This is a genomic window from Spirosoma sp. 48-14 (assembly GCF_001898575.1).
In the GTDB taxonomy this organism is placed as follows: domain Bacteria; phylum Bacteroidota; class Bacteroidia; order Cytophagales; family Spirosomataceae; genus Spirosoma.
In genome coordinates this window covers 40453-66715 of record NZ_MKUD01000029.1, presented here as the reverse complement: position 1 = coordinate 66715, position 26263 = coordinate 40453, and the positions used below count along the sequence as shown (strand labels likewise).

The window sequence follows — 26263 nt, the reverse complement described above, 5'->3', positions numbered from 1 at the left end:
ATTAGAATGTGGCTGACAGTTTAAGTTGGTAGGTGCGTGGAATAGGGACGTTCCCGAAGTCGATACCGCGCAACAGGTCGTTGTTCCCCCCGGCGTTCGTTTCAGGGTCGAAGCCCGTGTACTTATCCCATGAATAGAGGTTTCGACCCACCAGACCGATGTTCAGTCGGCTAAGACCTTTTACCAGCGTTGGCAGCGTATAGCTCAGCGATACCTCACGAAGCTTAACATAAGACCCTGGATCAACCCGGAACTCCTGGGTATTATAAATACCGAAAATATAGCCGCGTTTTAAGGTTCCGCGTAGCTCCTGCTCAGCATAATCGCCCAGGCCAACTCCCTGCCGTGTACGTTTATCAGCATTGAACACATCGACGCCCTGAACAGCATCCAGCAACACATGCACACTCAGCTTTTTGTAGGAGAAATTCGTGTTAAACGAGCCAGTCCATTTAGGGTTTGGGTTACCGATGATAATGTTAGCCGTTGGTTTGGAAGGGTCAATTGCTCCGTCGCTGCCACGAGTGGCCGGTACATAGTTGATGGCCCCGTTATCCTGCGAAGCTGCCCGCTCCGACTGTGGGAAGCCCGATGGCGACAGGAATAGCGAACCATCTGGATTCCGGGCATACGCTGTCCCGTAGAAAACGCCGACCGGCTGACCAACCATCAGATAAACGGGCGTACCAGAAGCCGAGGAGGCATCAGGGCTAATGATTGGTAGCCCACCCAGATCAAGCACTTTGTTCCGGTTGTGGTTGTAGATCACCGTGAAATCCCAGGTAAAATCCTTGGTCTTAATCGGTGTAGCATCCAGCACAATCTCAAACCCTTTGTTTTCCATCGACCCTACGTTATTCACGATGCTCGTTCCACCCGTGGTGGGTGCTAGTGTCCGGTTAACAACCAGATTGCTGATTTTCTGATGATACGCCGTAACACCCAGGCCAATCCGACCATTCAGGAACGCCAGATCGATACCGCCTTCGAGTTCACCCATCCGCTCAGGCTGTACATCAGGGTTAGCCAACTGTGTACCCGGAACAACCGTGTTTTTACCCAGATAACTTACCGGGCTAAACTGGTAGAAACGAGCATACGAGCCAATACCCGACAGGTTACCCGCTTCACCATAACTAGCCCGTAATTTCAGACTATTGAAGGCGTTGCTAAAGGAGAGGTTCTTCCAGAAATCCAGATCCGACAGAATGAACGAGCCACTGACTTTGGGATAATATTGGTTCGTTTGAGTTGGCGAGAATTTTGAGGACTGATCGCGCCGAACGGCCCCCGTAATAAAGGCCAGGTTACGATACCCAAAGGTAGCCTGGGCAAACATACCACTCAGGCTATACCGATCCAGATCATATTTCACTGAATAGGAGGCACTGGCTCCACTAACCGTTTCGATGAATGGCGACAGGTTCTGCCCGCTATTAATCGAGTAATCGGCCTGGAAATACTGATAGCTATACCCGATGGCCGCGTTGATTTTAAAATCCTCGCTAAACTGGCGTTCGTACTGCGCATTCAGGTCATTGTTGAACTGGACAACCTGATTGGTAGCCGTAGCGGCAAATCCATTTGGATAACGAGCCGCTGGTAAGCCTGCAATGGCCTGATAGGGGTACGGACGGATGTAGTTTTTACCAAACTGCGAGTAGGCATCAACCCCAACGATGTAATCGACACTTAAGCCTTTGAGTGGGGTCAGGTTCAGTTGCAGGCTATTGATGGTCCGGCTGACCGACTGCGAAAACTTCATGTCCTCAATCGTCGACAGGGGATTCACACGGGTTGGCTCAACAGCTTGTAGGTTACCGGCCGCATCTCGCTGGGTAATGTCGTAGATGTTGTTCGTAATATTGACCGAGTTGATCGGGCTGTAAAACACGTTGCCGTTGGCTTTCTCGTTCGACAGGCTATTGATGTAGCTCAGTCCCACCGATACTTTAGCCCAATTGGTCAGTCGCTGATCGACACGGGCGCGGAGGTTATACCGAGTAAAATCCGTCTGTTTGATAATACCCTGATTTTTCAGATAACCGAACGATACATAGTACTGCGTGTTATCGCGTCCACCAGCAACGGAAATGTTATTGTCGGTACCTGTCCCTTTCTGGAAAATCTGATCGAAATAATTATACCGCTGTACATCGACCAGATTTGTAGCCAGGGCCGATAGAGTACCGTCGCGGTAAATATTTGTAGTAGTGGTTCCTGGATTGGCAGCGACCTGAGCAGCCGAAATAACGCCAATTGGATAAAGCCGAAGCGAAGAAAATCCAAACTGCTTGCCATACGTATTCACGGGCACACTCTTACGCAATTCATTGACGTTAAACGAAGTCGTAAACGTCACGGTCGGTTTGCCGGTTTGCCCACGCTTAGTCGTGATAATGACTACGCCATTGGCCGCCCGCGAACCGTATTGAGCAGCCGCAGCCGCCCCGTTGATTACGTTGATCGTAGCAATATCGTCGGGATTAATATCCGACAGGCGGTTTTGTCCAACGTTGGCATTACCCACATCATTCGCCAGCGCCAGTTGCGAAACGTTTGTACTGGCATTGCTCACAATGACTCCATCGACGACGTACAACGGATCGGATGAACCCACCAGCGACTTTATCCCGCGTAGGCGAATGCTGATACCCCCCGCTGGATCGCCCGAGTTTTGCGTGATCTGCGCACCTGGCATTTTACCCTGCAACGAATTGATCAGATTGCCCGAGCCCGACTGTTGTAAGTCAGTTGCCTTGATGGTACTGATCGCATTACCCAGTTCACGCTTGGGAGCCGACAGCGTTGAGCCCGTAACAACAACCTCATCCAGATTGGTAGGAGCCGCCACCATCTCCGCATCTAAAGTCAGTTCAGTAGCATTTCCAAGGGTAACGTCTTTCCGCAGAGTTTCATACCCGATAATCGTAAACGCAACAGTAATAGGACCAGGTTTAAGGGTTACGGGCAGGGTGTAATTTCCTTCGGCATCGGTGGTTGTTCCGACGGTTGTCCCAACGATCACAACGGTCGCTCCCGGAAGAGGCAGTTTCTCAGGGTCAGTAACGCGGCCCTTCAGCGTATAGCGCGTGCTTTGTGCCAAAGCTGTCGTACAAAGCAATAAGGTCAGACAGAACAGCCATAGCGAATGGATTGATCTGCTAACCAGTACGTACCTGTTTGTCATAGGTCTGTAGTTAGTTGGTGAACGATACGAGAAATAATTGTTAATTAATTGTGAAATATAGCGATAAAAGACGGCCTAAAGACACCCGCAAAGCATGATTCATTGCACCAAACCGAAAAGCCTTTTTTTGTAAATTTGAATCTTTGATAAGTCATACAATTCTTCATGAACAACCGTAATCGACTCGGGCTGCTTTTGCTGGCTGCTACTTTATTGGCTCATTTGAGTCTGGAACAGGCAGTTGCACAGTCACGGCAGCGCTATGCCAATCTTCAACAAGCCCTGTTTTCGGGCGGCCAACTGACCGGATCGCCCGGCCCCCGCTCCGTAAACTGGATTGAAGGCGGTAGCAAGTTTTCGTTCATCGATGGCCAAAACACCATCAAGACCTTTTCGCCCAAAGACCAGAAAGAAGAGGTAATCTTCGATGGTGCTCAACTGAAATTCCCCAATTCTGACCGTCCGTTTGCGTATGGCTCGTTCCAGTGGTCGAAAGACTCGAAGAACATCCTTTTTCAGAGCAATTTTCGGCCCGTCTATCGGCGTTCGGGTATTTCGGACTACTACGTGTACACGGTAGCCGATAAAAGCCTGAAACTGGTGGCCAAAGACGCACAAACGGCCGAACTGTCGCCCGATGGCCAGAAAATTGGTTACGAACGGGGTGGCAATCTGTTTGTATTCGATTTTGCCACCCAACAGGAAACCCAACTCACCGACGATGCCAAACCCGCTTTGTTCAACGGTCGTTTTGGCTGGGTATATGAAGAAGAATTTGGACTGGCCCAGGCCTGGGAATGGTCGCCCGATAGCAAGTTCATTGCGTTCTGGCAGTCGGACGAACGGCAGGTGCCAATGTATCGCCTGACAGATTATAAAGGCTTTGACGAAAAATACGACTCGCTTCCCTACCCCCGCGTGGGCGATACCAATCCGATTGTCCGCATCGGGGTCATTGAGATTGCCAATAAAGCCAAACAGTGGATGAAGGTCGATCTGGGTGATGGCTATATCCCACGTATTTACTGGACTTCGCTCGAAGGCCAACTGGCAATGATGCACCTGAACCGCAAGCAGAATCACCTGCGGTTGTATATGGCCAATGTGCGCACGGGTGATGCGCGCCAGATTATGGAAGAGACCTCCAGCACCTGGGTCGACATCTTCGATTTCTTCGCGGGCATCAACCACCTGATGTATTTCCCGGCAGGTGTTCAGGAGTTCTATTGGGTTTCTGATCGGGATGGCTATGCACATCTGTATCGCTACAATTATTCAGGTAAACTGCTCAATGCCGTTACAACTGGTAAGTGGGAGGTGACGTATGTCCATTACATCGATCCCAAAACAAAGAAGGTTTATTTCACGTCGACCGAAGCCTCTCCCCTGGAACGTCAGTTGTTTGTAGCCGATGTTGACGGCAAAAACAAACGACGACTGACCAGTGTAGCCGGACGACATGCAGTAAATTTTTCACCAAACGGCCAGTATTTCATCGACAAATATTCGAACGTTAACACGCCTACCCAGGTTGAACTTCGCGATACAAAAGGCCAGCTTATCAAAGCACTGGAAACCAATAAGCGGGTTTGGGATTACATTGCCAGCCACGATTACGCCCATAAAGAACTGGCAACCTTCACAACCTCCGATGGCCAGCCTATCGACATTTCAATTATAAAACCCATTGATTTCGATCCAAGTCATAAATATCCGGTCGTGCTGGACATTTACGGTGGGCCGGGTGCTCAATCCGTGTATAACGAATTTGCGACTACGGGCTGGCATCAGTGGCTGGCTCAAACCGGCTACGTAGTTGTTAGTGTGAATAACCGGGGTAGCGGAGGGTACGGACGTGATTTCGAAAAGATCGTTTATGAAAAACTAGGCAAGTACGAGAGCCTCGACTTTGCCGAAACGGCAGCCTATCTGTCTAAACTTCCCTGGATCGATGCCAACCGGATGGCCATTCGCGGTCATAGCTACGGTGGCTATATGAGCAGCTATACGATGCTGACCCATCCGGGCGTATTCAAAGTCTCGATTGTGGGTGCTCCCGTGACGGACTGGCGGCTCTACGACTCGATATACACCGAACGATACATGGGTTTACTGCCCGAAAACGAAGAGAAATATAAAGCCAGCGCGGTTACAACTTATGCGAAAAACCTGGCCGGAAAAATGTTCATTGCCCACTCTACAATGGACGAAAACGTACACGTTCGAAACACATTTCAATTAATGAACGCCCTCGAAGATGCCGGTAAAGATGCGGATTTACGGATCTATCCGCCCGGTGCCCACGGTGTTGCGTATAGTGCGAATACTCAGCTATTACTCTATCAGCAATACACAACCTATCTGGAGAACTACTTAAAAAATACACCTGTCAACTAACAAAAAAGTCCAGCCAAAAAGCTGGACTTTTTTACTATAAAGGGCCTTTAGAGCCAACCTGAGGGATTTATATAAATTCTAAATTATCGGAGTGCTAAACAAACGTAGACATAGCTGGTTAATAATGCATTCACGACACTAATTAGATTAATAAGTAAATTCACTAAAACCATCAAACGTTATGAAAAAGCTAATCATTGCTGCTTCTGTCTGCGCTATGCTGGCAGCCGCACAAACCAGTTTTGCCCAGGCCGTTCAGGAAGGGAAAGCGGTTAAAAAAGAGATGAAAGCTGAAAAGAAAATTTCAAAAGCACATGAACTCAATGCTAATGCTCGCACTGGTAAAGGGCTTGAGATAGCCGGTGTTTCCGATCCTAAAACGCGGATGGCAAAAGCTGACCGTAAAATGGAAAAAGCCGAAAAGAAAGCCCTGAAAAGCGATGCGAAAGAGCTAAAAGCCGTGGCAAAAGCCAAAACTAAAAAAGCGGCTGGCGTTGATTAACTCCTGATAGAAACTAAAGGCGAGGATCATTTCCTCCTCTATCCATATCATATAGCCAACAAACGTAGTCAGGTTTTCTGGCTACGTTTGTTGTTTCTAACTAGCCCTGTCGCAGCGCTTGCCGAATAACCTCTTCTACGGTCAGATTCGGTTCTGCTTTCAGCGCATCATCGACACTCTTTTCGGCAGTGGCTTTGGGAAATCCTAAGGCAACCAGTGCAGCCAGCGACTCCTCCCGAACGGGATTGGTAGCTTGCTGGCGGTAGGTGGGGCCATCCGGCACTACACCCGATTTTTTCATTTTGTCGCGCAGTTCCAGAATAATCCGCTGGGCGGTTTTAGCACCAATCCCTTTGATGGCCTGGACAGCCCTTACATTTTCCCCAAGAATAGCCAGCCGTAAATCGCCCGGCTGCATAGCCGACAGCATACCGAGCGCTGTATTCGGCCCAACACCCGACACCCCGATCAGATCCAGAAAAAGCGATTTTTCATCGGCGCTGGCAAAGCCATACAATGCCTGAGAATCTTCCCGAAACAGATGATGAATGAATAATTTGATGCGGTCGCCACCTCCGGGTAAAATAGAATAGGTTTGAAGCGATATGTGTACCATATAGCCTACACCATGAACGTCGATAATCGTATGGGTAGGCTCTTTGTAGGCAAGAATCCCGTCTAAATAAGCAATCATTCGTTAGCGGTAAAGGCTTGTTTATAAGCCCATTATATAACTATAAAGATACAAAAAACCGACGACTTATCCATCAGAAAGCCGTCGGTTTTACGATCTTACGTTCACTTATTTGAGTCGCTCCTGTAGGAGACTAAAAATAGCCTTAATATCCTGTTGCATTTCACCCTGTCGAGCTTCAAGACGGACCTGACCTTCTTTCAAATTAGCGACATCAGCTTCGAGACGAGCCTGACCTTCTTTCAGATCAGCAACATCAACTTTGAGTCGTTCCTGACCTTCTTTCAAATTGGCTACATCAGCTTCGAGACGAGCCTGACCTTCTTTCAAACCAGTTACATCAGCTTCGAGACGAGTTTGACCCTCTTTCAACTCAGCGACATCCGTTTTAAGACCAGCTACATCCACTTTGAGAACTACAATGTCGCTGGCTATCTGATTCGTTCGCTCTTCTACTAAATCGACTTTGACTTCTAGCCGATTTAGCCGCTGAATAACTACATCAACCTGCTCTCGGGTGTCGGTAACATAATCGACTATCTTACCAATTTGGAAAATAATGCGCTCTTGTGTACGAACAACATCCGCTAACACAGGCTCAATTTGATCTAATCGCTCGTTAGAAGTCATGGTGAGTGAATTACAGTAGTAAATCTAACGAATTAGACGATCTATGCAACTTTTGGTTACTTAACCAACAATCAACTTTTGACCGGGGCGGAGCGCATTGTTACGAATGTGGTTTAATTTTTTCAGCCGCTCAATAGTCAAACCATCATATCGCTGGGCAATGTTCCAAAGCGTATCGCCGTCCTGTACGCGATGGTAACGAGGCTTATACCGCTTACTTTTTGCCACAACTTCGGCTTTCTTAGTTGCTTTAGCGGTTCCCTGATGGGCCAGTCGCTCCGCACGTGTTTCGGCAACTTCCTTCAGGATTGTCAACTTCTGTCCACGCTGGATTCGGGTAGACCGTAAATGGTTCCAGCGTTTCAAGTCATACAGCTCTACGTTGAACCGATCCGCAATATCGGTCAGATTGTCTCCTTTTTTAACGACATACGTTTGCTTGCGGGGCTTCCGCATCACAATCGTTTCAATGTCTTCTTCGGGTTCATCATCTGATTCAGCCAGAGCCTGTTTTGCAGCAACCGCCGATGTTTCGTCCAGAGTTATGTTCGCTAAACCATTCTGACTCCGTGCAGTCCAGGCTCCTATTGAATCAGCACCGTACCGAATATCCTCGGCACTGGCCAACAGAATATGCTCCATCCGGCCTGGTATTTTACGAGCCGAATCCATAATAGCCTGCCGACGACTGGCAAAGTAGCCATATTGCTGATGAGGAATGCGTAAGGGGTATCGCCGGGTATAATCGGGCAAAATCGTCGTCGTAATAGCCGGATTCATTTTCTGCAAATCCGTCAGCGGCATTGTACTATGCTTGGCAAACGTTTCTAGATTGAAGTAGCCCGAAATGTGAATCGTATCATGCGGAATTGGATACTCATAGTTTTCCGCAATGATACCATGGTCGTTGGCATAGTTCATCAGGTACGTAAAAGCCACGAACTGAGGGACGTAACCACGCGTCTCTTTAGGCAGGGCGTCGTAGATTGAATAAAATGAATCACCACCCGTTCGGCGCATGGCCCGTTTCACCGCTCCAGGCCCGCAGTTGTAGGCGGCCATTGTCAGTTCCCAATCACCAAAGATGTTGTACAAATCGCGCAGGTATTTGCAGGCCGCTTCTGTCGCCTTGACCGGGTCCATCCGCTCGTCTACGTAATCATCCTGAGAGAGTCGAAGATCACGGCCAGTACCAGGCATAATCTGCCAGAGACCACCAGCACCTGCCCGCGAAATAGCCCGTGGGTTCAGGGCTGACTCAACGATGGAAAGGTATTTTAATTCGTTCGGTAGCCCATATTCGGCAAGCACCCGTTCGTAAAGTGGAAAGAACAGGGGCATTCGTTCCAGCATGGTTTGGGTGTAGCTCGCCCGGCGGAAGGTAAAGTAATCGACGTAAGCCTGAACGGCTTTGTGGTAATTCAGGGGGATGTCTTTCTGTAGCTTTGCCAGCCGTTCGCGAATCAGACTGTCAGGAACAGTCGGCACATAGGCCAGCGTATCTTTCTTAACTATCGTACTGTCCAATTGAATCGTAGTCTCGGCGTGGGCGCTGCTTACCGACCCAATGAAGGTCGCCCCCACTACCGCACTCAACAGCCCCAGTCTTAACAGGCTACGGTTCAGGTAGTTCATATAATTATTAATGAATAATGTAAAATGTATAATTGATAATGTAGAGGGTCAAAATAATAATGGTTTAGGCCTCGGTAGTTTTAACCATTATTCATTGTTCAGTCTACATTATCCATTTTTTATCATCATTTTTCTTGCCAATCCGATCAAAGACTCTTCGGCAAAAGGCGGAGCCATCAGTTGTATACCTATCGGCAGCCCGTTTGCGTCGGTACCATTTGGAATCGATATAGCTGGGTAGCCTACTACGTTTGCCTGAACCGTAAATATATCGGCCAGGTACATTTGTAATGGGTCCTCTGTTTTTTCGCCCAATTGGAATGCAGGTGTGGGTGTGGTGGGTGACAGTAAAAAATCGTATTGCTCAAACAGCCGCTCGGTTTCCTGCCGAATCAGTCGTCGAACCTGTTGTGCTTTGGTGTAGTAGGCGTCGTAGTAGCTGGCACTCAGCGCAAACGTACCTAACAAAATCCGCCGACGTACTTCAGCGCCGAACCCTTCTGTCCGACTTTTTTTGTACAACGTCAAAAGGTCCATTCCTGATGTACCCGTCGATAAACTTCTATATCCATAACGTACGCCATCGAAACGCGAGAGGTTCGACGACGCTTCGGCCGTTGTCAGAATATAATAGGTAGGAAGCAGATACTGTAACAGCGAAATCTCAACGGGTTCAACCGTATGACCTGCCGCTTTCAATTGATCGATAGTACGTTGGGTAGCTTCCCGAATGCTTTGATCGACCCCTTCACTTTCGACTCCATCGCGCAAATAGGCTATACGCAGTGGGCGTTCAGGAAGCGACGCCTGGCTATACGCCGAAACCGGCCGACTTGAAACTGTACTATCAAACTCGTCGGGGCCAGCCATAATTTCGAGCAGGAGTGCGGCATCGTCGGGCGTATTGGCAATCGGTCCAATGCAATCGAAGGAAGATGCGTAGGCGATTAAACCCCAGCGGCTCACGCGGCCATAGGTGGGTTTCAGGCCTACAACGCCACAGAACGCAGCCGGTTGACGGACCGAACCACCTGTATCGGAACCGATACTGGCTAAACAAAGACCAGCCTGTACTGCTACAGCCGATCCACCACTCGATCCACCAGGCACGCGACTGGTATCAGCCGCATTTCGAACCGGGCCGAATGCCGAATTTTCGTTCGATGAACCCATCGCAAACTCATCGCAGTTTTGCCGACCAATGATAATTACATCCTCATCAATCAGTCGTTGCACGGCTGTGGCCGTAAATTGCGCCGTAAAATTGTCGAGTATACGACTACCTGCCCGTACACCATGATTGGTATAACTGAGCACGTCTTTGATACCAATCACCATACCCGCCAGTCGACCAGCCGTACCATCGGCCAGTTTTTGGTCTACTAAATCGGCCTGTCGACGGGCCTCATCGGCATATACTTCGGTAAATACGTTAAGGTGCTGGGCTTCCTGAATACGAGTGAGGTACTGCTCTACCAACTGGCGGCAGGTAATCTGGCCTGTTTTTAGGTCGGCCTGTACAGAAGAAAAGCTACGGTATAGCGTCACAAGGAAATGGCTTATCGCTACCCAGCCTTCAACGGAAAAGAATTACGTTCTCTCGTAGGACAGGCAGCTAAACTAATAAAAACAGACAATCAGACGGCCCCTTACTGGAACCGCCTGATTGTCTGCCTAGATACAATACATGATTAGTGTTTATCCGACTCTTTAAGACCTTCTTCGATGTTTTCGCGAACGTCTTTAGTAGCGTCTTTGAATTCTTTGATGCCTTTACCGAGGCCCCGTGCGAGTTCGGGAATTTTTTTAGCGCCGAACAACAGGAGCAACGCCAGGAAGATAAAAATCATTTCCTGACCGCCCAAACCCATAATTGCAAAAATGCTTGAAACCATGATTCCTGGAATTTGAATGTATGCAAAATTAATGAATTACGAAGTACGATTTACGATTTACGATATAAAAGTTACGAACTAAGATTGGACTTTTGCCAAATCGTCAATCGCAAGTCATACATCGCTTCTCACTTTATCCGATCTTAATCGTTGCCGCTCGGCGAGGTGACTCACCCTGCTGATTAACGACCGGATTTTCCCACTGTCTGAACTTTTCTATATCGTCTTTTAGGCCACTAAACAGCCAGAGCATCAGCGCGATATCGTCGGTCAAACCAATAACGGGTAGAAAATCCGGTAAAAAATCCAGGGGCGACACAAAATAGATCAGCACGGCAATCATTCTGAGCAGGGTTTTCCAGGGTACTTCCCGGTAATCGCCCGATGCGTATGCTTTCAACAACCGGGTCACCACGCCTAATTGGTCACGGAATGCCGAAAAGTTAGCCCCTGTCAACCCCCCACTTTTTTCAACGGCTTCCCGAATCAATTCAAACAAACTACGACTATTTCGGGCATATCGGGATGCACCAGCGTTGGCACGCTTGAAGAAAATAGAGGATAGAACTCTGGATATAAGATTACTATTTTTCATTGGCATGTCCATTCCGTAGAATGGCTGATTAACAAAGCAGATGGCAGTGAATGTCTAACAACTTTTTTTGAATAATCTATTAACGTTGGAACCCAACCATAAGTTTTATTACCGTTGTATTGGTTTGTGTAGAACCGGGACTGTACTTTTGCGGTCTCGTGTTAACCCTTTAATTCCGAATACCGTATGAAAGTTACAGTAGTAGGTGCTGGGGCCGTTGGAGCCACTTGCGCCGATAACATTGCCCGCCGGGAGCTTGCCCATGAAGTTGTGCTGTTAGACATCAAGGACGGGCTTAGCGAAGGTAAATCCCTCGATATGCTCCAGGCGTCAACGTTGCTCGACTGCGACGTTAAAATAACCGGTTCTACCAATAATTACGAAAAAACGGCAGGTTCGGATGTCGTCGTTATTACTTCGGGGATTCCACGTAAACCTGGGATGACCCGCGAAGACCTTATTGGCATCAATGCGGGTATCGTGAAAGGCGTTACCGAAAACATTCTGAAATACTCGCCCGACGCTATTTTCATCATCATATCGAACCCGATGGATACCATGACCTATCTGGCCCTGAAAGCCTCAGGTCTGCCCAAAAATCGGGTAATCGGCTTAGGTGGTGCGTTGGATTCGGCTCGTTTTAAAACTTATCTGTCGCTGGCATTAAACTGCTCGCCCAACGATTTGCAGGCTTCGGTTATCGGTGGTCACGGCGATACAACCATGATTCCGCTGACCCGTCTGGCAACAAAAGCGGGCGTTCCGGTCGGCAATTTCCTGGACGAAGAAACACTGAAAAAAGTAGCTGCTGATACGATGGTTGGCGGTGCTACCTTAACCGGATTGATCGGCACCTCGGCCTGGTATGCACCGGGAGCGGCTGGCGCCTATATGGTCGAAAGCATTCTGCGCGATCAGAAACGTGTGATTCCATCCTGCGTACTGCTCGAAGGTGAATACGGCCAGTCGGACATTTGCCTGGGTGTACCCGTAGTGCTGGGCCGCAGTGGTTGGGAAGAAATCATTGATTACAAACTGAACGAGGAAGAGCAGGCTGCCTTCAACAAATCGGCCGATGCCGTTCGCAACATGAATAGCGTATTGAGCACGCTAAACATCGGTATCTAATTCTTTCGATTGCTCATTATTTGAAAAACCGGTCCCAACGACCGGTTTTTTGTTTTCCCCACTTCATACGGTGTTAATGCCGTTTCAGCCAAAGTCGATTTCCAAGCCCACTCGTCGCTCTGTAACTATGCAGTGTTTAACAGCCTCTTTTTATGAAAGCCTTATTAACCACTGTACTGTTTCTTGGCGCACTGATTAGTGCTTTTGCCCAGACGCGTGAGATTTATACGAATCCAAATTTCAAAAACCTGGCCAAAGACCATAAAGTCCTGGCTATTCTTCCCTTTAAAACGACTCTGCAATTACGCCCCAAAGAAGTAGAAAAAAATGGGGGACCTGCGGGTGTTGCAGCGCTCGAAAAACGGGAAGGCCTGGGCGTACAAAGTGCCGTTCATTCCTACTTTCTGAAGCGGAAGGAAAGCAACGATATCTTTGTTGATTTTCAGGACCCGGCCCGGACAAACGCGCTGCTGGAACGTAATGCTGTAACCTATGAAACGCTGGCGAGTTTTACACCGGAAGAACTGGCAAAAATTCTGAAAGTTGATGGCATTGTATCGGGTACATTTGAAAGTACACAGCCCATGTCGGATGGAGCTGCGATCGCCATGACGCTGGCCGTCGGATTTGGTGGTGCTACCAATACCGGAAAAACAACCATCAGCATCAACGATGGCAAAACGGGCGAACTCCTCTGGAAATATGACAAAACCCTGTCGCGCGGTTTTGGCAGCAATACCAGCAGCATCATCACAACCATCATGCGTAAAGCCTCCCGTCAATTCCCCTACGATAGAGACTTCAAGGAGTAGCGCCAAGCTCTCTCCTGTGGTGTCAGATGCTTCCATCTGACACCACGTTACTAACACCACACTCTTATTAGATAAAAATCTGATACTGCAATGTCAACTGACCACGACGGCCACCCGGTGCGTACTGATTACCTGAAATCTGGTAAAAAGGCCGATTCTGGTAATCGAGGGTAAACTTACCGTTATGTCCTTTGATCAGGTAGTTGATTCCAATGTTGTAAACGCCCAACGTCTTTGTTAAACGCTCATAGTTCGCAATCTGCGCCTGGACATAGGGCATAAGCGTGCCATTACCGGGACCGAACAGATCGCGTTTTAACAAATACCCAACCTGGCCATAGACTAAACTTCCTGTACCAAACATTGGAAATGCATTCCCTTGCGTGTTAGCCGGATAGCCAGCCACAATACCACTACCAGGGTTCATGATTCCGTTGAAGCGCAGATAATTTGGACCATAGTCGGTACGGAAATAACCCAGATACGCATTCACGGCTGTCCCTTTTTCTCTGTCAAGGGGCATATCCAGGAATGACGCAATGGACCACAGATTCATGGTATGATACGCCGTATCGCCAGCCGCAGGAACGCTCACGGTAGCATTTTTCTGGGTAATAAAGCCCGCTTCAAGATTGAAAATCTTTTTAGAACCCAAATAGGTGCCTGTATTGTAGCCAGGTGTCTGGTGCGATTCCTTATCGAAAAACTGCCACATAAAAAGTCCCTGATACTGCTTGGTGTGGCCTTTTAGTGCAAAAATGGCGTTCGGTCCATAGATCGGCAGAGCCGAGCCGTTGGTCTGAATCGGGAATGGATCACTCATCGCAATCCGGTAATCCAGATGCCCAATTTGCCCTCGTGCATAGAGACTTAGCTTCCGCGAAAATTCGTCCGTCTGATCAACCGTAGCCTGGGCAAACACCGGAACATCCATACTCATAATGTTACTTACCCCCGGCGCTGAAAATCGGGATAGGCCATTGACAATCGTCAGACCATAGCCGATTTTCAGGTAATCCTTATTCTTCCAGACGATATATTCGCCTACCGCATCATGAAAAAAGGGTTGGATTTTCCGGTTCGATGTAGCCGTTGGGTTGAATCCACCATTCAGGTAATTAAAATTATTCAGCCCAAACTGAAGGTATAGAAAAACGTGATCGCTGACCTGTCCGAATAGCTGGATACGCGTCCGGCGCAGACCAATATCGAATGTATTGTCTTTGGGCTCACTCACAACCGTAGTCCCCGGATTACTTTGATTAAACCGAAGCCAGCTCTGATTTAAAAACGTAACTTTAAAAAAACGGGAGCCCGACGCATTTAGGTTGTATTTCAGTTCGTTTATTTCGGGCGATTTTGTGGTATCGGGTTTAGCATATTGTTGAGCAATTGTCAACTGGCTGAGCATCACCAAAGCAATTACCCAGACAGTTTTTAGAGAAAACATCATATAGATACTGTTTTTGGATCGAAACGAGACAGACATGAGTCCCACTGTAAACGAGCAAGCAAATTAAAAAGAGATTAAAATTAGATTGCGTAATGCGATCAATACAACAGAACTAGTCAGAAAAGGCAAAAAAAAATCCGCCTGCTTTAAAAGCAGGCGGATTTTTATGACGTAGAGCTTATTTCCAGTCGCACGCAGGAGCGAGCCATTCCTGGCCCGTATCGATCGGCATACCGTCGGGGGGCGTTTGCGGATTAGTGGGCTTCAGGTCAGCAATATTGCCTTCGGCACGGCGTATCTGATCCAGTGCCAGCAGGCGGTGAGCGTTTGCTTTCGGATTAGTAGCTGGAGCCGAAATCTTCGCTTTCAACTGACTGAGCTTTAGCAAGGCGATTCCCCGCGCCTGTGGAGTGGCTTCCAGGCTGTTCGCCAAATCGAGTAGTTTTTGTAAAAGCAATTTTTCGGTCAGCCGCTTTACTTCGGCCTGATAACCATCAGCCGGATCGGCTTTGTACCAGGTGGTAGCTAATAGCTGATCGAGCATACCTTCCAGACTCAGTTGAGCCGGATCGATAGCCGATTGGGCTACCAGTCGGCTTACCCGCTCGGAATTAAACAGCATCTGGAGTGTCATGCCCGCAGCCGCTTCGGGCGCTGCCAGTGGATCGAAGGAAAGCCCTGTCCGACGTTTGAATACTTCCCGTGGATTAGGATCATACCGGAACGGATGGGGTGGAATCAGAGCCAGCACTGATTTAGGAACTGCCAAAAACGCGGGATCAATCGTAGACAGTAAGGCGTCTAAGGCTCGCTTCTGCTCCTGAACTGGCACCGTCGCTACAACCGGCTGACCATCACCCCGTAGCGCATTGGTGTAGACTTGCCCCGCTACAACCTTGGCAGCCGCTTCGACCTGATAGCGGTGGAACATATACATCGGCACTAGTACCTCTTCCAGTGTAGCCATAGGTGTTCCGGTCGGAATTTTTTTCTCTGTGAAATTGGCCAACGCTATCCGGCGCACATCGCTCACTCGTTTTAATTCATCGACAGCGTTGTTGCCATTGTCCCACAGGTGCGTACCAGGATGAACAGACCCCTCTGGGCGGGCATCTTTGTCTGTCAGGAACGTAAGGCCGGACTTATGCATGTCGTTTACGATTTTATCGAGTGCCTGTTTCTCATTAGTACCACTCGGAAACTGCTCATAACCGTAGCGGATGCTCCATTTGTCGTAAATACCAATCCCTTTTGCATAGGCATCCGACAGGTCGATACTAGCTCCTTTCACTTTAGCCACCATCGTTGGGTAGTCCATAACCGATGCCCGACCAAACTCACCTCCTCCCTGTGCACTAGCAATGTAATTATGTGGCAAACCAAGCGTATGGCCTACTTCATGGGCAGCCAATTGCCGAAGTCGCTCAATGGACATCTTCATCATAGGGTCCGAATTAGGATCGGGTGCGGTGGCTCCGGGGTAATCGCCAACCAGCCCCTGTGCAATCAGGTAATCCTGCCGAACCCGCAGCGAGCCCAGGGTTACTTTGCCTTTGATAATTTCGCCTGTCCGGGGGTCGCTGATACTGCCGCCGTAGCTCCAGCCGCGTGTTGAGCGGTGTACCCACTGCACGAGATTATATCGAATATCCATCGGGTCGGCATCGGCAGGAAGCAATTTTACCTGGAACGCATCCTTATAACCAGCCGCTTCAAACGCCTGATTCCACCAGGCCGTTCCTTCCATCAGTGCCGAACGGATTGGCTCGGGCGTTCCGGGGTCGATGTAATAAATGATGGGCTTAACTGCTTCACTAACAGCCGCCGATGGGTCTTTTTTCTCCAGTCGATGCCGTGAAATATACCGCTTCATGATCGGCTGGCTAACGGGCGTTGCATAGTCGAAGTATTCAATACCACCGTAGCCAATGCGTGGATCAAAAACCCGTGGTTTATAGTTAGCATCGGGCAGTTGCACAAATGAATAGTGCTGATGAATGGTGACAGCCGTTGGTGTTGGCACCACTTCGCGCAGATAGGCGCCTGGATTGTCGCCTGTAAGCGTCAGTATAGCCTCAAATTCGGTATTCTGTGGAAACGCTTTTGTATTCGGCAGGTAGATCGCACAACGGGCCGGGTCTAGCCGAAAAGCTCCCTGACGCGTGCGGGTGATGGCCTGAATAGCGCCGACCAGATCCTGCATCATAAACGGTGTCAGATCGACCAGTACCTTGCCGTTCTCTTCGGCAGCCACATCGAAGCCCGCATGAACGGATTTGGCAAACGATTCTTCAACCGCCCGACGCTCCAGCGGGTCATTGCTGATGGCACGATACGAATAGTTAGGCTCGATCATCAAGACTTTAGGCCCACTCCGCTGAAACTTGATGATATGCTCCTGACCCAGCCGCCCACGATCAAGACCAATATCATTGGAGCCGACGCCCTGCGCCAGCGAAGGGTAAAACAAAAGCTCTGTATCGAACTTGTCGATTTCGAGCCAGATTTTGCCTTTTTTGGCATCCCAATAATAGGTCAGATAGCCCGGATGTTTTTCCATGCCATTGGTAAAACCGGCAATGGTAGCTGAACCTCCAGAACCACCCGCAGGAGCCTGGGCGGCCAATTGATACATGGGAATAAGTACAAGTGCTAAGAAGGTAACTAAACGTTTTTTCATGTGCTAACAGGTTGTCTTTTGCTGCTGACGATAGTTAATTAGTGGATATTAGGTGGCTGTTTCTTGTAACGCGGGTGGCACGCACTCTCTGATTAAAAATCGCGGGTTGCCACCCGCGTTACAGCAAATCTCATTTTACTTGCCCGCACTGACCTTGCTGGATTTGGCTTCGTCTAGTTGCCTGATGAGTTCTTTTACGGCTACATCGAGCTGGGTATTCTGATCGGTATAGCTTTCGCCAATGGGACGAGATACAGGAATATCGACCGGACGTGGATTCAGTTCCATATTCTTGCCTGTATTGTCGGTAATGCGAATGAAAGGCAGGCGAATCGATGAGCCGTCGATCAATTGGGCGGCTGAAGTATAAATGATCCAACCACCCGTCGGTTCGCCCACCACTTTACCCAGTTTAAGCGACCGATACCCTTCCGTGAAATCTTCGGCGTCGGAGAGTGAATGCTGATTAGTGACCAGAATCGTTGGTTTTTCCAGTGACCGCTGTCCCAGTTGTGTACGCGCCGGTGAGGCCGGAAGCCCACGGGGAGTCATGGTCATATAGCCTTTACGGGCAAATACGTCGAGGGCATACGCATTCACAAAGCCACCGTTATTATTGCGCACATCAACCACAACGCCTTCACGAGCGTGGTTATCGGCATCCAGATCGATGTACAATTGGTTGAGCGATTCGGCCGACATATCGAACATATGCACGTAGCCTAGCCGTCCGCCACTCGCTTTCGCTACATATTCGCGCTGCTGCTCAACCCACTGTTTATATAACAAGCCTTTTTCCGTAGCCAGGCTAACGGGCAATACGCTCACCTCATGGGGAGTTGCATTGGGAGCCGATACGATCGAAAGGTTGACCCGACGGTTGATTTTATTATTTAATAACTCATCCAGATTGGTACTCGTATCGATTGTTTTCCCATCAACGGCCTGCAAATAATCTCCGGGTTTAACCGTACCTACCAACGCCACGGGTCCTTGCGACACGACTTCTGTAATCAGGAGTTTGCCGGTATTCTCATACGTAATCCGATCAAACCGGAGTCCTAGTCGTCCGGTTGTTATATCGATGGCTCCCTGCGGGCCTGATACGCCCGAGTGCGACGCATTCAGTTCGCCCACCATCAGGCTTAGTAATCGGCGTAATTCATCGGGGGTACGGGCTCCAGCCGCCAGCGGTTCATAATTTTTACGAACGGTTTGCCAGTCGATACCATGAAATTCAGGATCATAGAAGCCTTTGTTCTGTACATCCCAGGCCTGCTGAAATACCTGAAGTTTTTCGCTGGAAAAATCAACATCCATTTCAGCCGTTACAGCCACTGGTTTAGGTTCCCGTTTTTCCAGCGAAATCGATTGAATACGCCCCTGTTCCAGATAAAATACCTCTTTGCCATCGGCCGTAAACTGCGCATTGCTTTTCGGGCCGGGCGTTGTCGTTAACTGACGGGCTACACTTCGCTCTGCGCCCGTTTCATCGAGAGAGTAGGTGTATAAATTCTGCCGACCGGCCACGCTGGCTACCAACAGAAGTGTTTTACCATCTTTACTGATCGACTGCGCATCAACTTCCATACCGATGGGCAATAAACTCAACCGCTGGCGAATACCGTCAAACACAATGCTGGTTGTTTCTTTACCCGCACTTTTCGCTTTTGTGCCCGGCAATGAACTAGCAACGGAATCGCGGGAGGCAACTTTATCAGGGGCGCTTGGAGCTATGGGTGCCGTAGTCGTTCGAATCGTCCGGGGCACTTCCTCATTAAACAGGTCGCGAAACTGATCCTCCCGGAATTTGGGCAATCGTGGAACCAGATCAACTCGGGCAATCTGCGCCATTTCGGTCCGCTGGTTGGTTCCAAACAGAATGTACTTCCCGTCAGGGCTCCAGTTTACATTTCCACCAAAGGTATTAGCCAGAAAACTTACCGGATGACTTTCGCCACCCGTTGCGGGTACGACCGAAATATTCCGAAACGTTTTAGTCCCATAGGCAGCGAAGGCCAGCCATTTATTATCTGGCGACCAGGCTACCGAACCCGTACTGGCAAAAGGCGGACGGCCCAGAAAACCTTTATACACCACCCGGTCTTTCTTATTACCCAACTCCATCACATGCAGTTCCTGCCCATTTCGCAGGAAAGCGACCGATTGCCCATCAGGCGATACAACCGGAGCCGCATCGTCCTGCTGAGAGTCGGTAAGGCGGATTTCCTCGCGAGTCGAAAAATCATACTGATAGAGGTTGGCAATACCATTTCGCGTACTTATATACAGTAGCATCCGGCTATTAGGTGTCCAGGCCAGTTGCGACTCGAGCGCGGGGGTGTTACTAACCCGAACCGCATCGCCACCCTCTTTCGCCGAAGCCGCAAACACTTCACCGTGAGCGGTAAACGCTACTTTCTTCCCATCGGGCGATACAACCAGATCCCGAAACTGACTCGTAAGCTTTACATGATCGACAGCAGGGCCAGCCGCTGCACCCCGTAGGTGAATGGCTACCGGGGCTGTTTGCTTCGTGGTAATGTCATATTTCCAGATTTGAAAATCACGCTCAAAAACGATCGACTTTCCATCCTGACTGATGGATGGCCAGATGACCCGCCCGTCTTTAAACGATGTGAGCATCATAGCCTGTCCTTTCAGTGCCTTGGCCCATAAGTTCTGTCCACCACCTTTATCCGACATAAAATAGACCGTTTGACCATCTGGGCTCCACATGGGCCAAAGTTCCTTTGCTCCTCCTTCGGTCAATCGCTCATAGGTGGGTTTATCCCCTTTCTTCGCGCCAATCTTACAGGTCCAGATTTCGGATTGGTCAAGATGGCTGCTTCCCTTTCGCCACCATTGAGCCGCAGCAATACCACGGGCCGAAAATGCCAGTGTACTACCATCGGGTGAGGGGGTTCCAAAAAATTCGCTTGCATACCGATCGGCCGTAACGGGCATCGGCGTACCTCCGGTAATAGGCATCCGGTAGATGTCGTTCATACCCGAAATATCGCGGCTGGTCGACTGGAAATAGACCATTTTGCTATCATTCGACCAGGCCGTAAGGCTTTCGGCTCCATCGTCGAACGTTAGTCGGCGCAAGGAACCCGTTTCCAGTGTTAGCAGATAAATATCGCCATTACCGGAGCGGGTTGAGGCAAACGCCAGGTATTTGCCATCGGGCGAATACAGGGGTCGGGTTTCGTTGTCGGTATGCGCTACCAGCAGTCGGGCTTCACCACCAGCGGCAGGTACAGTCCAGATGTCGCCACCCGAAACAAAGGCAATTTCTCTTCCATCGGGCGATAAAGCGGGCTCTGCAAAGGCAAACTTTGGGGTTGGGTTCGTTGTCTGTGCAATACCTGGTTGGCTAAGCCCTATAAAAGCTGCTAACCCAATGCGCATTACACGGGTAGACGTGTTCATAAAAAAGAGGTTTGTTGATAACGTATAGAAGTCGGCCTAGTCAGCAAAATACTAGTTGATTCGTAAGACTGATTGTGTAGAAAGACCAAGCCACTTAGTTGGGCAAAACGTGCCTGAAGACGGCAGTAAAATTCCGTTCTGCCATCACCTGATTTACAGTTCTTACCCAATAGTACAATGCCTATTCAGCCTCAAAATTCTTATTTTCAAAAAAACGAAATAAGATTAAGGCTTTTTCATAGAAAAGACAACTTCCTTCTGTGCATTACCCAAAAAAGAATAAAAAATCTTAAACCGATACTTATTTATAACCAATAAAAAAGCCTGCTGTCTGACGATATATACGATCATCAAACAGCAGGCTTTTACTAGCCTAACGAAAAATAAGCCTAGCGTAACCGATCAGAACCCCGCACTAATTTCTCATCCCGACGAATGAAACGGTTTGCCAATGCGTTAAATACAAGAGCAGCAATAATGGCGTAAAAACCGGTTAAAAAATCACCCTGATTTTCCGGATCACCATACAATTTGCCCAGATAGAGCGTCCGATAGAGAACAATGCCCATAATGGCCGTAAGCATCAAGGCATTAACAGCACATAAGGCTGTCTGTGTCAGCCGATTCTTATACTGGAAAATAGCGTAAAGAGCCACAACTCCCACCAGAGCGATTAATAAGGCTAAATACCAGACAGTATCAGCATACGTAGTAACTCCCTGCTGCTGAGTATATTGTAGTGCCGATAAATGAGCCATTTCGGGCGATTTGGTACCCGACTTCTCCCATAATGGTGTGGCCAGTGCTGTACCCATTGCAACAGCAATAAGAAATAGAAATATGGATTGAACGCGTTGAATCATTTGACTTACTAAATAATTGACTATGAATGGCCCATGCCGACTAGATTACGAGTAAATCGCGATTTTCGTTACCCAGCCTACAGAAACCAGACACAAAATTAGCCCAAAAACGAACAGATTAAGATTAGGTTAAGGTTGTTTCTGTAGATTCTTTACACGCTGTGCTACTATTTTCTTTCACATGAACGCCAATGTCCGCTTGCTAATCACTGCCGATGGCTCTCATACCGCCATTAATCAGACGCTCGATAAAACCTATCATTCCATTCATGGCGCCTATCAGGAATCCCAACGAGTCTATATTGAATTAGGATTACTGGACGCTTTCGACCGATTCCCTGACCAGGAGCTACATATTTTTGAAATGGGATTTGGAACGGGACTAAATGCTCTTTTAACGGCTCAACAGGCTCTGTCCCATCAGCGTCGGATTATGTATACAGCGGTCGAAGCCTTTCCGATGGCGCCTGACGATGCGCGACACCTAAACTACGACGAACTAATAGGCACTAACTATTTAGCCAGTCTTCACGAATCGCCCTGGAATAAGTGGGTACCCATCAATCCGTGCTTCAGTCTGTTAAAAATTCATTCTCAACTCCAGGACTGGGCTACGTCAGAATCCTTCCACCTGATGTATTACGATGCCTTTGCGCCTACGGCCCAGCCCGAACTGTGGGAGCCGGAAATTTTCGCAAAACTGGCTCATTTATTGCTCCCAAATGGTATACTGACCACTTACTGTTCAAAGAGTTATGTACAACGAAACCTTCGTTCGGCAGGTCTTACCGTTGAAAAGCATCCCGGCCCTCCGCATAAACGGGATATTTTACGGGCAGTTCGGCCTGTTTCGTAAGTTACTTTTTTAGCAGAACTCAGACCTGTTTACTAATTTTATTAGCCCCCGTACGTTACTAATTAAAACAACAGCCTGTATGAACCGCCTGTTTCTCTTTTTCGCGGCCTTCGTTTTATTAACGATCAGCGCATTTCGAACCTCCTTACCTGTCGATCTACCGACTGCTAGGCCGACCGACGAGCGCAAGCACATTAACTGGTTGACCATCCAGGAAGCTTACGCGCTTACTCAGAAGAAACCAAAGAAATTTGTTATCGATGTATACACAGACTGGTGTGGCTGGTGTAAGGTTATGGATCGCAAAACGTTCTCCGAGCCCGCCATTGTCGACTACGTGAACGAAAATTTTTACCCGGTCCGGTTCAACGCTGAACAAACCGCCGATATAACCCTGGGCAAACAAACGTTCAAGTATATAAGTGGCGGTAGTAACGGGGTTCACGAATTGGCTGCGGCCCTGATGAGAAATCAGATGAGCTATCCGACAACGGTATTCATGGATGAAAAATTTAACCTGATCCAACCAATTGCCGGATATCTGGAGCCCCGTACCTTCCATCAGATTATCACCTATTTTGGGAAAAATTATCACCAGAAAGAGCCTTTCGACCAATTCAAAGCGGGTACTTATACACGTGAGTTCCAGGCTTCGCTGGCGGGTAAATAAATAGTGAATCAGGTAACGCGGATGGGAATCCGCGATTGGGGACGTGGTTAGTCTGACCCCAATCGCGGATTCCCATCCGCGTTATGTATTTTTGTATTCTTTACGTTTACAACTCACTCTATAAATGAACAAGCAATTAGCTTTTCTTTCGGCGGTTGTCACAATCGGCCTGATAGCAACCGTAGCCCCCCGTAAATTTATCGACCCGGCCAATATGGATTTATCGGTCAAACCGGGCGATAATTTCTACCAATACGCCAATGGTAACTGGCTTCGGGCGAATACCATTCCGGCATCAAAAACATCGTGGGGAACCTTTCAGGAATTGCGTGAAAAAAGCCTGGATGCCATGAAAACACTGCTTGAAGATGCATCCAAAACGGCGACAAAAGGTCGTCTCTATCAGATGGTTGGCGATTACTACGCCAGTGGTATGGATAGCCTGACGATCGAGAAACGTGGCTTTGACCCCATCAAGCCCGATCTGGCTCGTATCGAAAAAGTAAATAACAAAGCCGCTTTTCTGGATGAACTTGCCTATCAGCGTACGCAAAGCAATGGTATGTTATTTGGCTTTAGCATTACGCAGGACCGCAAAAATGTGTCGAAATATTTACCCCAATTAAGCCAGGGCGGTACTACTCTTCCCGACCGTGATTATTACCTGAAAAACGACGCCCGCAGTGTAAAAATTCGGGATGCCTATCGGGAACATTTGAACAAAATGTTAGCGCTCATCGGCGAAGAACCAACCCAGGCGTCACAGGATGCCGATGTAATCATTCGTCTGGAAACAGCACTGGCCAAAGCACAAATGCCCCGCGTTGAGCTTCGTGATCCTTACAAAACCTATAATAAGCTGAGCGTAAGCAAATTCAGTCAGTCAACACCTTCTATTAACTGGGCCGACCAACTAACCAAATTTGGGTCTAAAGACCAGGATACAGTACTGGTACAAAGTCCCGCTTTTTTCCACTCCCTCGATAGCCTGATGGCGGCTACTCCCATTGAGGATTGGCGTACGTATATGCGCTGGAATATTGTGAAAGGGGCAGCCCCCTATCTAAGCGATGCGTTTGTAAAACAGAACTTTGCCTTTTCCAGAACCTTAACCGGCCAGAAAGAACAAACCCCTCGCTGGCAACGAGTTAGTAGCCTAATCGACGGCTCTTTGAGTGATCTTCTTGGACAACTCTATGTACAGAAATATTTCAAGCCTGAAGCTAAACAGCGGATGTTAACCCTGGTCGATAATCTGGAAGCTTCATTCAAAGAACATATTAAAAGCCTCGACTGGATGAGTAACGATACCAAAACGAAAGCCCTGGCTAAATTGGTCGCTTTCCGCCGGAAAATTGGCTATCCCGATAAGTGGAAAAACTACGATGGAATCACCATCAGCCGCAATGATTTCTATGGGAATGTACAGGCGGCCGACAAATGGCAGTACAACTACATGATCAACCGCCTTGGCAAACCCGTCGATAAAACGGAGTGGCGTATGACGCCCCCAACCATCAACGCATCGTATAGTCCGGTGAACAATGAGATCACCTTCCCGGCCGCCATTCTTCAATTTCCATTCTTCGATTTTGAAGCCGATGATGCCATCAATTACGGCGGAATTGGCGCTGTAATCGGCCACGAAATGACCCACGGCTTTGACGATTCGGGCCGACAATACGATGCCGACGGTACCCTTCGGGACTGGTGGTCCAAAACCGACGCTGATAATTTCAAAAAGCGGGCAGATCAGGTAAAAGAGCAGTTCTTCGGCTTCAAGGTACTTGATTCCATCAAAGTCAATGGTCAGTTAACCCTGGGCGAAAATCTGGCCGATCTAGGCGGCCTGGCCATTGCCTACGACGCATTCAAAAAAACGGCGCAAGGTAAAGCAAATGGCAAAAAGAGTATGATTGACGGATTCACCCCCGATCAACGTTTTTTCCTTTCCTGGGCCCAAATCTGGCGAACAAATGTCCTGCCCGAAACTCAGGCGCAGTTGATTTTGACTGACCCGCATGCACCTGGCTTGTACCGCTGCAATGGCCCTGTTTCGAATATTGACGCCTGGTACCAAGCGTTCAATGTTCAACCAGGCGACAAAATGTATAAAAAGCCGGAAGCACGCATTAAAGTTTGGTAAATCGACTGATTTTATGGCGAATGGTCTGGTTTGCTATACCTAACAGGTAGGAAGCCAGACCGTTAAACTTTAGTCAGCAAAGCGCCTAAACCCTTTCACGCATGTGTATCCTTCGTTGGTGTATAGCCAGTTTGTTTCTCATGATGCTGGCCTGTCAGACTAAACCAAAACAGGAAAAAGAAACCGCCGTAACAACCGGAACCATTCAGGAAGACAGCATCCTTGCACTGGCTACCCGACCCGGCCCCGATGCCCCCCGCTCGGCTGCCGATCGATTAGTTCGTGCTCTTTATTTTGAACATAGTACCAAAGACAATCCACTTCGTGAAACCAAAGACCGAAGCCTGATCGATCAGTTTTTTGCTAAATCCACCGCTGACCTGATCTGGAACGATACACAAAAATCTTCGGGCAAGGTAAATCGGTCGAAAATAAATCTGCTTTTCAAGGCACCCGATACGGCAGTCAAAAAAACCTGGGTTGAACCAGCAGCCATAGGCGGTTCTAAATCAGTCGTCTACGTTACGTTTCTCAACAATAATAAACCGGGCGACATTCGGGTCGAACTCAGCCAAATTGCTGAAAATCGCTGGCGAATTACTGAAATGATCTACCCCGATAGCACCCGGTTGACCGAGTTATTGAAGTAAGTTTCCTGCTTATCTAAATTATTTTTAGATCA

The 26263-nt window shown here is 48.5% G+C and carries 19 protein-coding genes; 8 read left to right on the top strand and 11 right to left on the bottom strand.

Annotated elements, in window-relative coordinates; genetic code table 11:
- Nucleotide 1 precedes the first annotated feature (1 nt).
- Complete coding sequence (locus tag BGO59_RS17080) at nucleotides 2-3190, bottom strand: SusC/RagA family TonB-linked outer membrane protein (protein WP_293684937.1); 3189 nt, start codon at nucleotides 3188-3190, stop codon at nucleotides 2-4.
- Nucleotides 3191-3355: 165 nt separating this feature from the next.
- On the opposite strand from BGO59_RS17080, the gene BGO59_RS17075 reads away from it, so the two are divergent.
- Both BGO59_RS17075 and BGO59_RS17070 read left to right on the top strand, forming a co-directional pair.
- Nucleotides 3356-5587, top strand: coding sequence for a S9 family peptidase (locus tag BGO59_RS17075; protein WP_293684935.1), 2232 nt, complete (start codon nucleotides 3356-3358; stop codon nucleotides 5585-5587).
- 181 nt (nucleotides 5588-5768) lie between these two features.
- Nucleotides 5769-6089, top strand: coding sequence for a hypothetical protein (locus tag BGO59_RS17070; protein WP_293684933.1), 321 nt, complete (start codon nucleotides 5769-5771; stop codon nucleotides 6087-6089).
- A 100-nt stretch (nucleotides 6090-6189) separates the two neighbouring features.
- On the opposite strand, the gene ruvA is transcribed toward BGO59_RS17070, so the two are convergent.
- The 6 genes from ruvA to BGO59_RS17040 all read right to left on the bottom strand — a co-directional run bounded on the left by ruvA (nucleotide 6190) and on the right by BGO59_RS17040 (nucleotide 11538).
- Entirely contained in the window at nucleotides 6190-6783 is a 594-nt protein-coding gene (ruvA, locus tag BGO59_RS17065) for a Holliday junction branch migration protein RuvA (RefSeq protein ID WP_293684932.1), read from the bottom strand.
- A 108-nt stretch (nucleotides 6784-6891) separates the two neighbouring features.
- A complete protein-coding gene (locus tag BGO59_RS17060; protein WP_293684930.1) occupies nucleotides 6892-7413 on the bottom strand; it encodes a hypothetical protein in 522 nt (173 codons plus the stop codon).
- A gap of 60 nt (nucleotides 7414-7473) precedes the next feature.
- A complete protein-coding gene (locus BGO59_RS17055) occupies nucleotides 7474-9048 on the bottom strand; it encodes a lytic transglycosylase domain-containing protein (protein WP_293684928.1) in 1575 nt (524 codons plus the stop codon).
- Nucleotides 9049-9156: 108 nt separating this feature from the next.
- On the bottom strand, nucleotides 9157-10596 hold the full coding sequence (gene gatA / locus BGO59_RS17050; protein WP_293684926.1) for an Asp-tRNA(Asn)/Glu-tRNA(Gln) amidotransferase subunit GatA: 1440 nt from the start codon (nucleotides 10594-10596) through the stop codon (nucleotides 9157-9159).
- A 143-nt stretch (nucleotides 10597-10739) separates the two neighbouring features.
- A complete protein-coding gene (locus BGO59_RS17045; protein ID WP_026262249.1) occupies nucleotides 10740-10946 on the bottom strand; it encodes a twin-arginine translocase TatA/TatE family subunit in 207 nt (68 codons plus the stop codon).
- Nucleotides 10947-11076: 130 nt separating this feature from the next.
- Nucleotides 11077-11538: a YkvA family protein gene (locus tag BGO59_RS17040; protein ID WP_293684924.1), complete on the bottom strand. Its 462-nt coding sequence runs from the start codon at nucleotides 11536-11538 to the stop codon at nucleotides 11077-11079.
- A 186-nt stretch (nucleotides 11539-11724) separates the two neighbouring features.
- Here BGO59_RS17040 and mdh point away from each other — a divergent pair, with 186 nt between their 5' ends.
- Nucleotides 11725-12666 (top strand): malate dehydrogenase, encoded by a 942-nt coding sequence (mdh, locus tag BGO59_RS17035; RefSeq protein WP_293684922.1) that lies wholly within the window; start codon nucleotides 11725-11727, stop codon nucleotides 12664-12666.
- A gap of 152 nt (nucleotides 12667-12818) precedes the next feature.
- Nucleotides 12819-13478, top strand: coding sequence for a hypothetical protein (locus BGO59_RS17030; protein WP_293684920.1), 660 nt, complete (start codon nucleotides 12819-12821; stop codon nucleotides 13476-13478).
- A 67-nt stretch (nucleotides 13479-13545) separates the two neighbouring features.
- Here BGO59_RS17030 and BGO59_RS17025 read toward each other — a convergent pair whose 3' ends face one another.
- From BGO59_RS17025 to BGO59_RS17010, 4 genes are all read right to left on the bottom strand, one after another.
- The gene (locus BGO59_RS17025) at nucleotides 13546-14931 is read right to left on the bottom strand and encodes a hypothetical protein (RefSeq protein ID WP_293684918.1); all 1386 of its coding nucleotides are present in this window, start codon (nucleotides 14929-14931) and stop codon (nucleotides 13546-13548) included.
- Between the two features lie 178 nt (nucleotides 14932-15109).
- On the bottom strand, nucleotides 15110-17611 hold the full coding sequence (locus tag BGO59_RS17020) for a zinc-dependent metalloprotease (protein ID WP_293684916.1): 2502 nt from the start codon (nucleotides 17609-17611) through the stop codon (nucleotides 15110-15112).
- 135 nt (nucleotides 17612-17746) lie between these two features.
- The gene (locus BGO59_RS17015) at nucleotides 17747-21046 is read right to left on the bottom strand and encodes a S41 family peptidase (protein WP_293684914.1); all 3300 of its coding nucleotides are present in this window, start codon (nucleotides 21044-21046) and stop codon (nucleotides 17747-17749) included.
- A gap of 389 nt (nucleotides 21047-21435) precedes the next feature.
- Complete coding sequence (locus tag BGO59_RS17010) at nucleotides 21436-21909, bottom strand: DUF4293 domain-containing protein (RefSeq protein WP_293684912.1); 474 nt, start codon at nucleotides 21907-21909, stop codon at nucleotides 21436-21438.
- Nucleotides 21910-22090: 181 nt separating this feature from the next.
- On the opposite strand from BGO59_RS17010, the gene mnmD reads away from it, so the two are divergent.
- The 4 genes from mnmD (at nucleotide 22091) to BGO59_RS16990 (ending at nucleotide 26231) form a co-directional block, all read left to right on the top strand.
- Nucleotides 22091-22765 (top strand): tRNA (5-methylaminomethyl-2-thiouridine)(34)-methyltransferase MnmD, encoded by a 675-nt coding sequence (gene mnmD / locus BGO59_RS17005; RefSeq protein ID WP_293684910.1) that lies wholly within the window; start codon nucleotides 22091-22093, stop codon nucleotides 22763-22765.
- A gap of 79 nt (nucleotides 22766-22844) precedes the next feature.
- Nucleotides 22845-23435: a DUF255 domain-containing protein gene (locus tag BGO59_RS17000; RefSeq protein WP_293684908.1), complete on the top strand. Its 591-nt coding sequence runs from the start codon at nucleotides 22845-22847 to the stop codon at nucleotides 23433-23435.
- 124 nt (nucleotides 23436-23559) lie between these two features.
- Nucleotides 23560-25581, top strand: coding sequence for a M13 family metallopeptidase (locus tag BGO59_RS16995; RefSeq protein WP_293684906.1), 2022 nt, complete (start codon nucleotides 23560-23562; stop codon nucleotides 25579-25581).
- 101 nt (nucleotides 25582-25682) lie between these two features.
- The gene (locus tag BGO59_RS16990; protein ID WP_293684904.1) at nucleotides 25683-26231 is read left to right on the top strand and encodes a hypothetical protein; all 549 of its coding nucleotides are present in this window, start codon (nucleotides 25683-25685) and stop codon (nucleotides 26229-26231) included.
- Nucleotides 26232-26263: the final 32 nt, after the last annotated feature.

What these genes read in the sequence shown, in the direction of transcription:
- BGO59_RS17080 (WP_293684937.1), bottom strand. Translation starts at nt 3,190, where the DNA reads ATGACAAACAGGTACGTACTGGTTAGCAGATCAATCCATTCGCTATGG.
- BGO59_RS17075 (WP_293684935.1), top strand. Translation starts at nt 3,356, where the DNA reads ATGAACAACCGTAATCGACTCGGGCTGCTTTTGCTGGCTGCTACTTTA.
- BGO59_RS17070 (WP_293684933.1), top strand. Translation starts at nt 5,769, where the DNA reads ATGAAAAAGCTAATCATTGCTGCTTCTGTCTGCGCTATGCTGGCAGCC.
- ruvA (WP_293684932.1), bottom strand. Translation starts at nt 6,783, where the DNA reads ATGATTGCTTATTTAGACGGGATTCTTGCCTACAAAGAGCCTACCCAT.
- BGO59_RS17060 (WP_293684930.1), bottom strand. Translation starts at nt 7,413, where the DNA reads ATGACTTCTAACGAGCGATTAGATCAAATTGAGCCTGTGTTAGCGGAT.
- BGO59_RS17055 (WP_293684928.1), bottom strand. Translation starts at nt 9,048, where the DNA reads ATGAACTACCTGAACCGTAGCCTGTTAAGACTGGGGCTGTTGAGTGCG.
- BGO59_RS17040 (WP_293684924.1), bottom strand. Translation starts at nt 11,538, where the DNA reads ATGAAAAATAGTAATCTTATATCCAGAGTTCTATCCTCTATTTTCTTC.
- mdh (WP_293684922.1), top strand. Translation starts at nt 11,725, where the DNA reads ATGAAAGTTACAGTAGTAGGTGCTGGGGCCGTTGGAGCCACTTGCGCC.
- BGO59_RS17030 (WP_293684920.1), top strand. Translation starts at nt 12,819, where the DNA reads ATGAAAGCCTTATTAACCACTGTACTGTTTCTTGGCGCACTGATTAGT.
- BGO59_RS17025 (WP_293684918.1), bottom strand. Translation starts at nt 14,931, where the DNA reads ATGATGTTTTCTCTAAAAACTGTCTGGGTAATTGCTTTGGTGATGCTC.
- BGO59_RS17020 (WP_293684916.1), bottom strand. Translation starts at nt 17,611, where the DNA reads ATGAAAAAACGTTTAGTTACCTTCTTAGCACTTGTACTTATTCCCATG.
- BGO59_RS17015 (WP_293684914.1), bottom strand. Translation starts at nt 21,046, where the DNA reads ATGAACACGTCTACCCGTGTAATGCGCATTGGGTTAGCAGCTTTTATA.
- BGO59_RS17010 (WP_293684912.1), bottom strand. Translation starts at nt 21,909, where the DNA reads ATGATTCAACGCGTTCAATCCATATTTCTATTTCTTATTGCTGTTGCA.
- mnmD (WP_293684910.1), top strand. Translation starts at nt 22,091, where the DNA reads ATGAACGCCAATGTCCGCTTGCTAATCACTGCCGATGGCTCTCATACC.
- BGO59_RS17000 (WP_293684908.1), top strand. Translation starts at nt 22,845, where the DNA reads ATGAACCGCCTGTTTCTCTTTTTCGCGGCCTTCGTTTTATTAACGATC.
- BGO59_RS16995 (WP_293684906.1), top strand. Translation starts at nt 23,560, where the DNA reads ATGAACAAGCAATTAGCTTTTCTTTCGGCGGTTGTCACAATCGGCCTG.
- BGO59_RS16990 (WP_293684904.1), top strand. Translation starts at nt 25,683, where the DNA reads ATGTGTATCCTTCGTTGGTGTATAGCCAGTTTGTTTCTCATGATGCTG.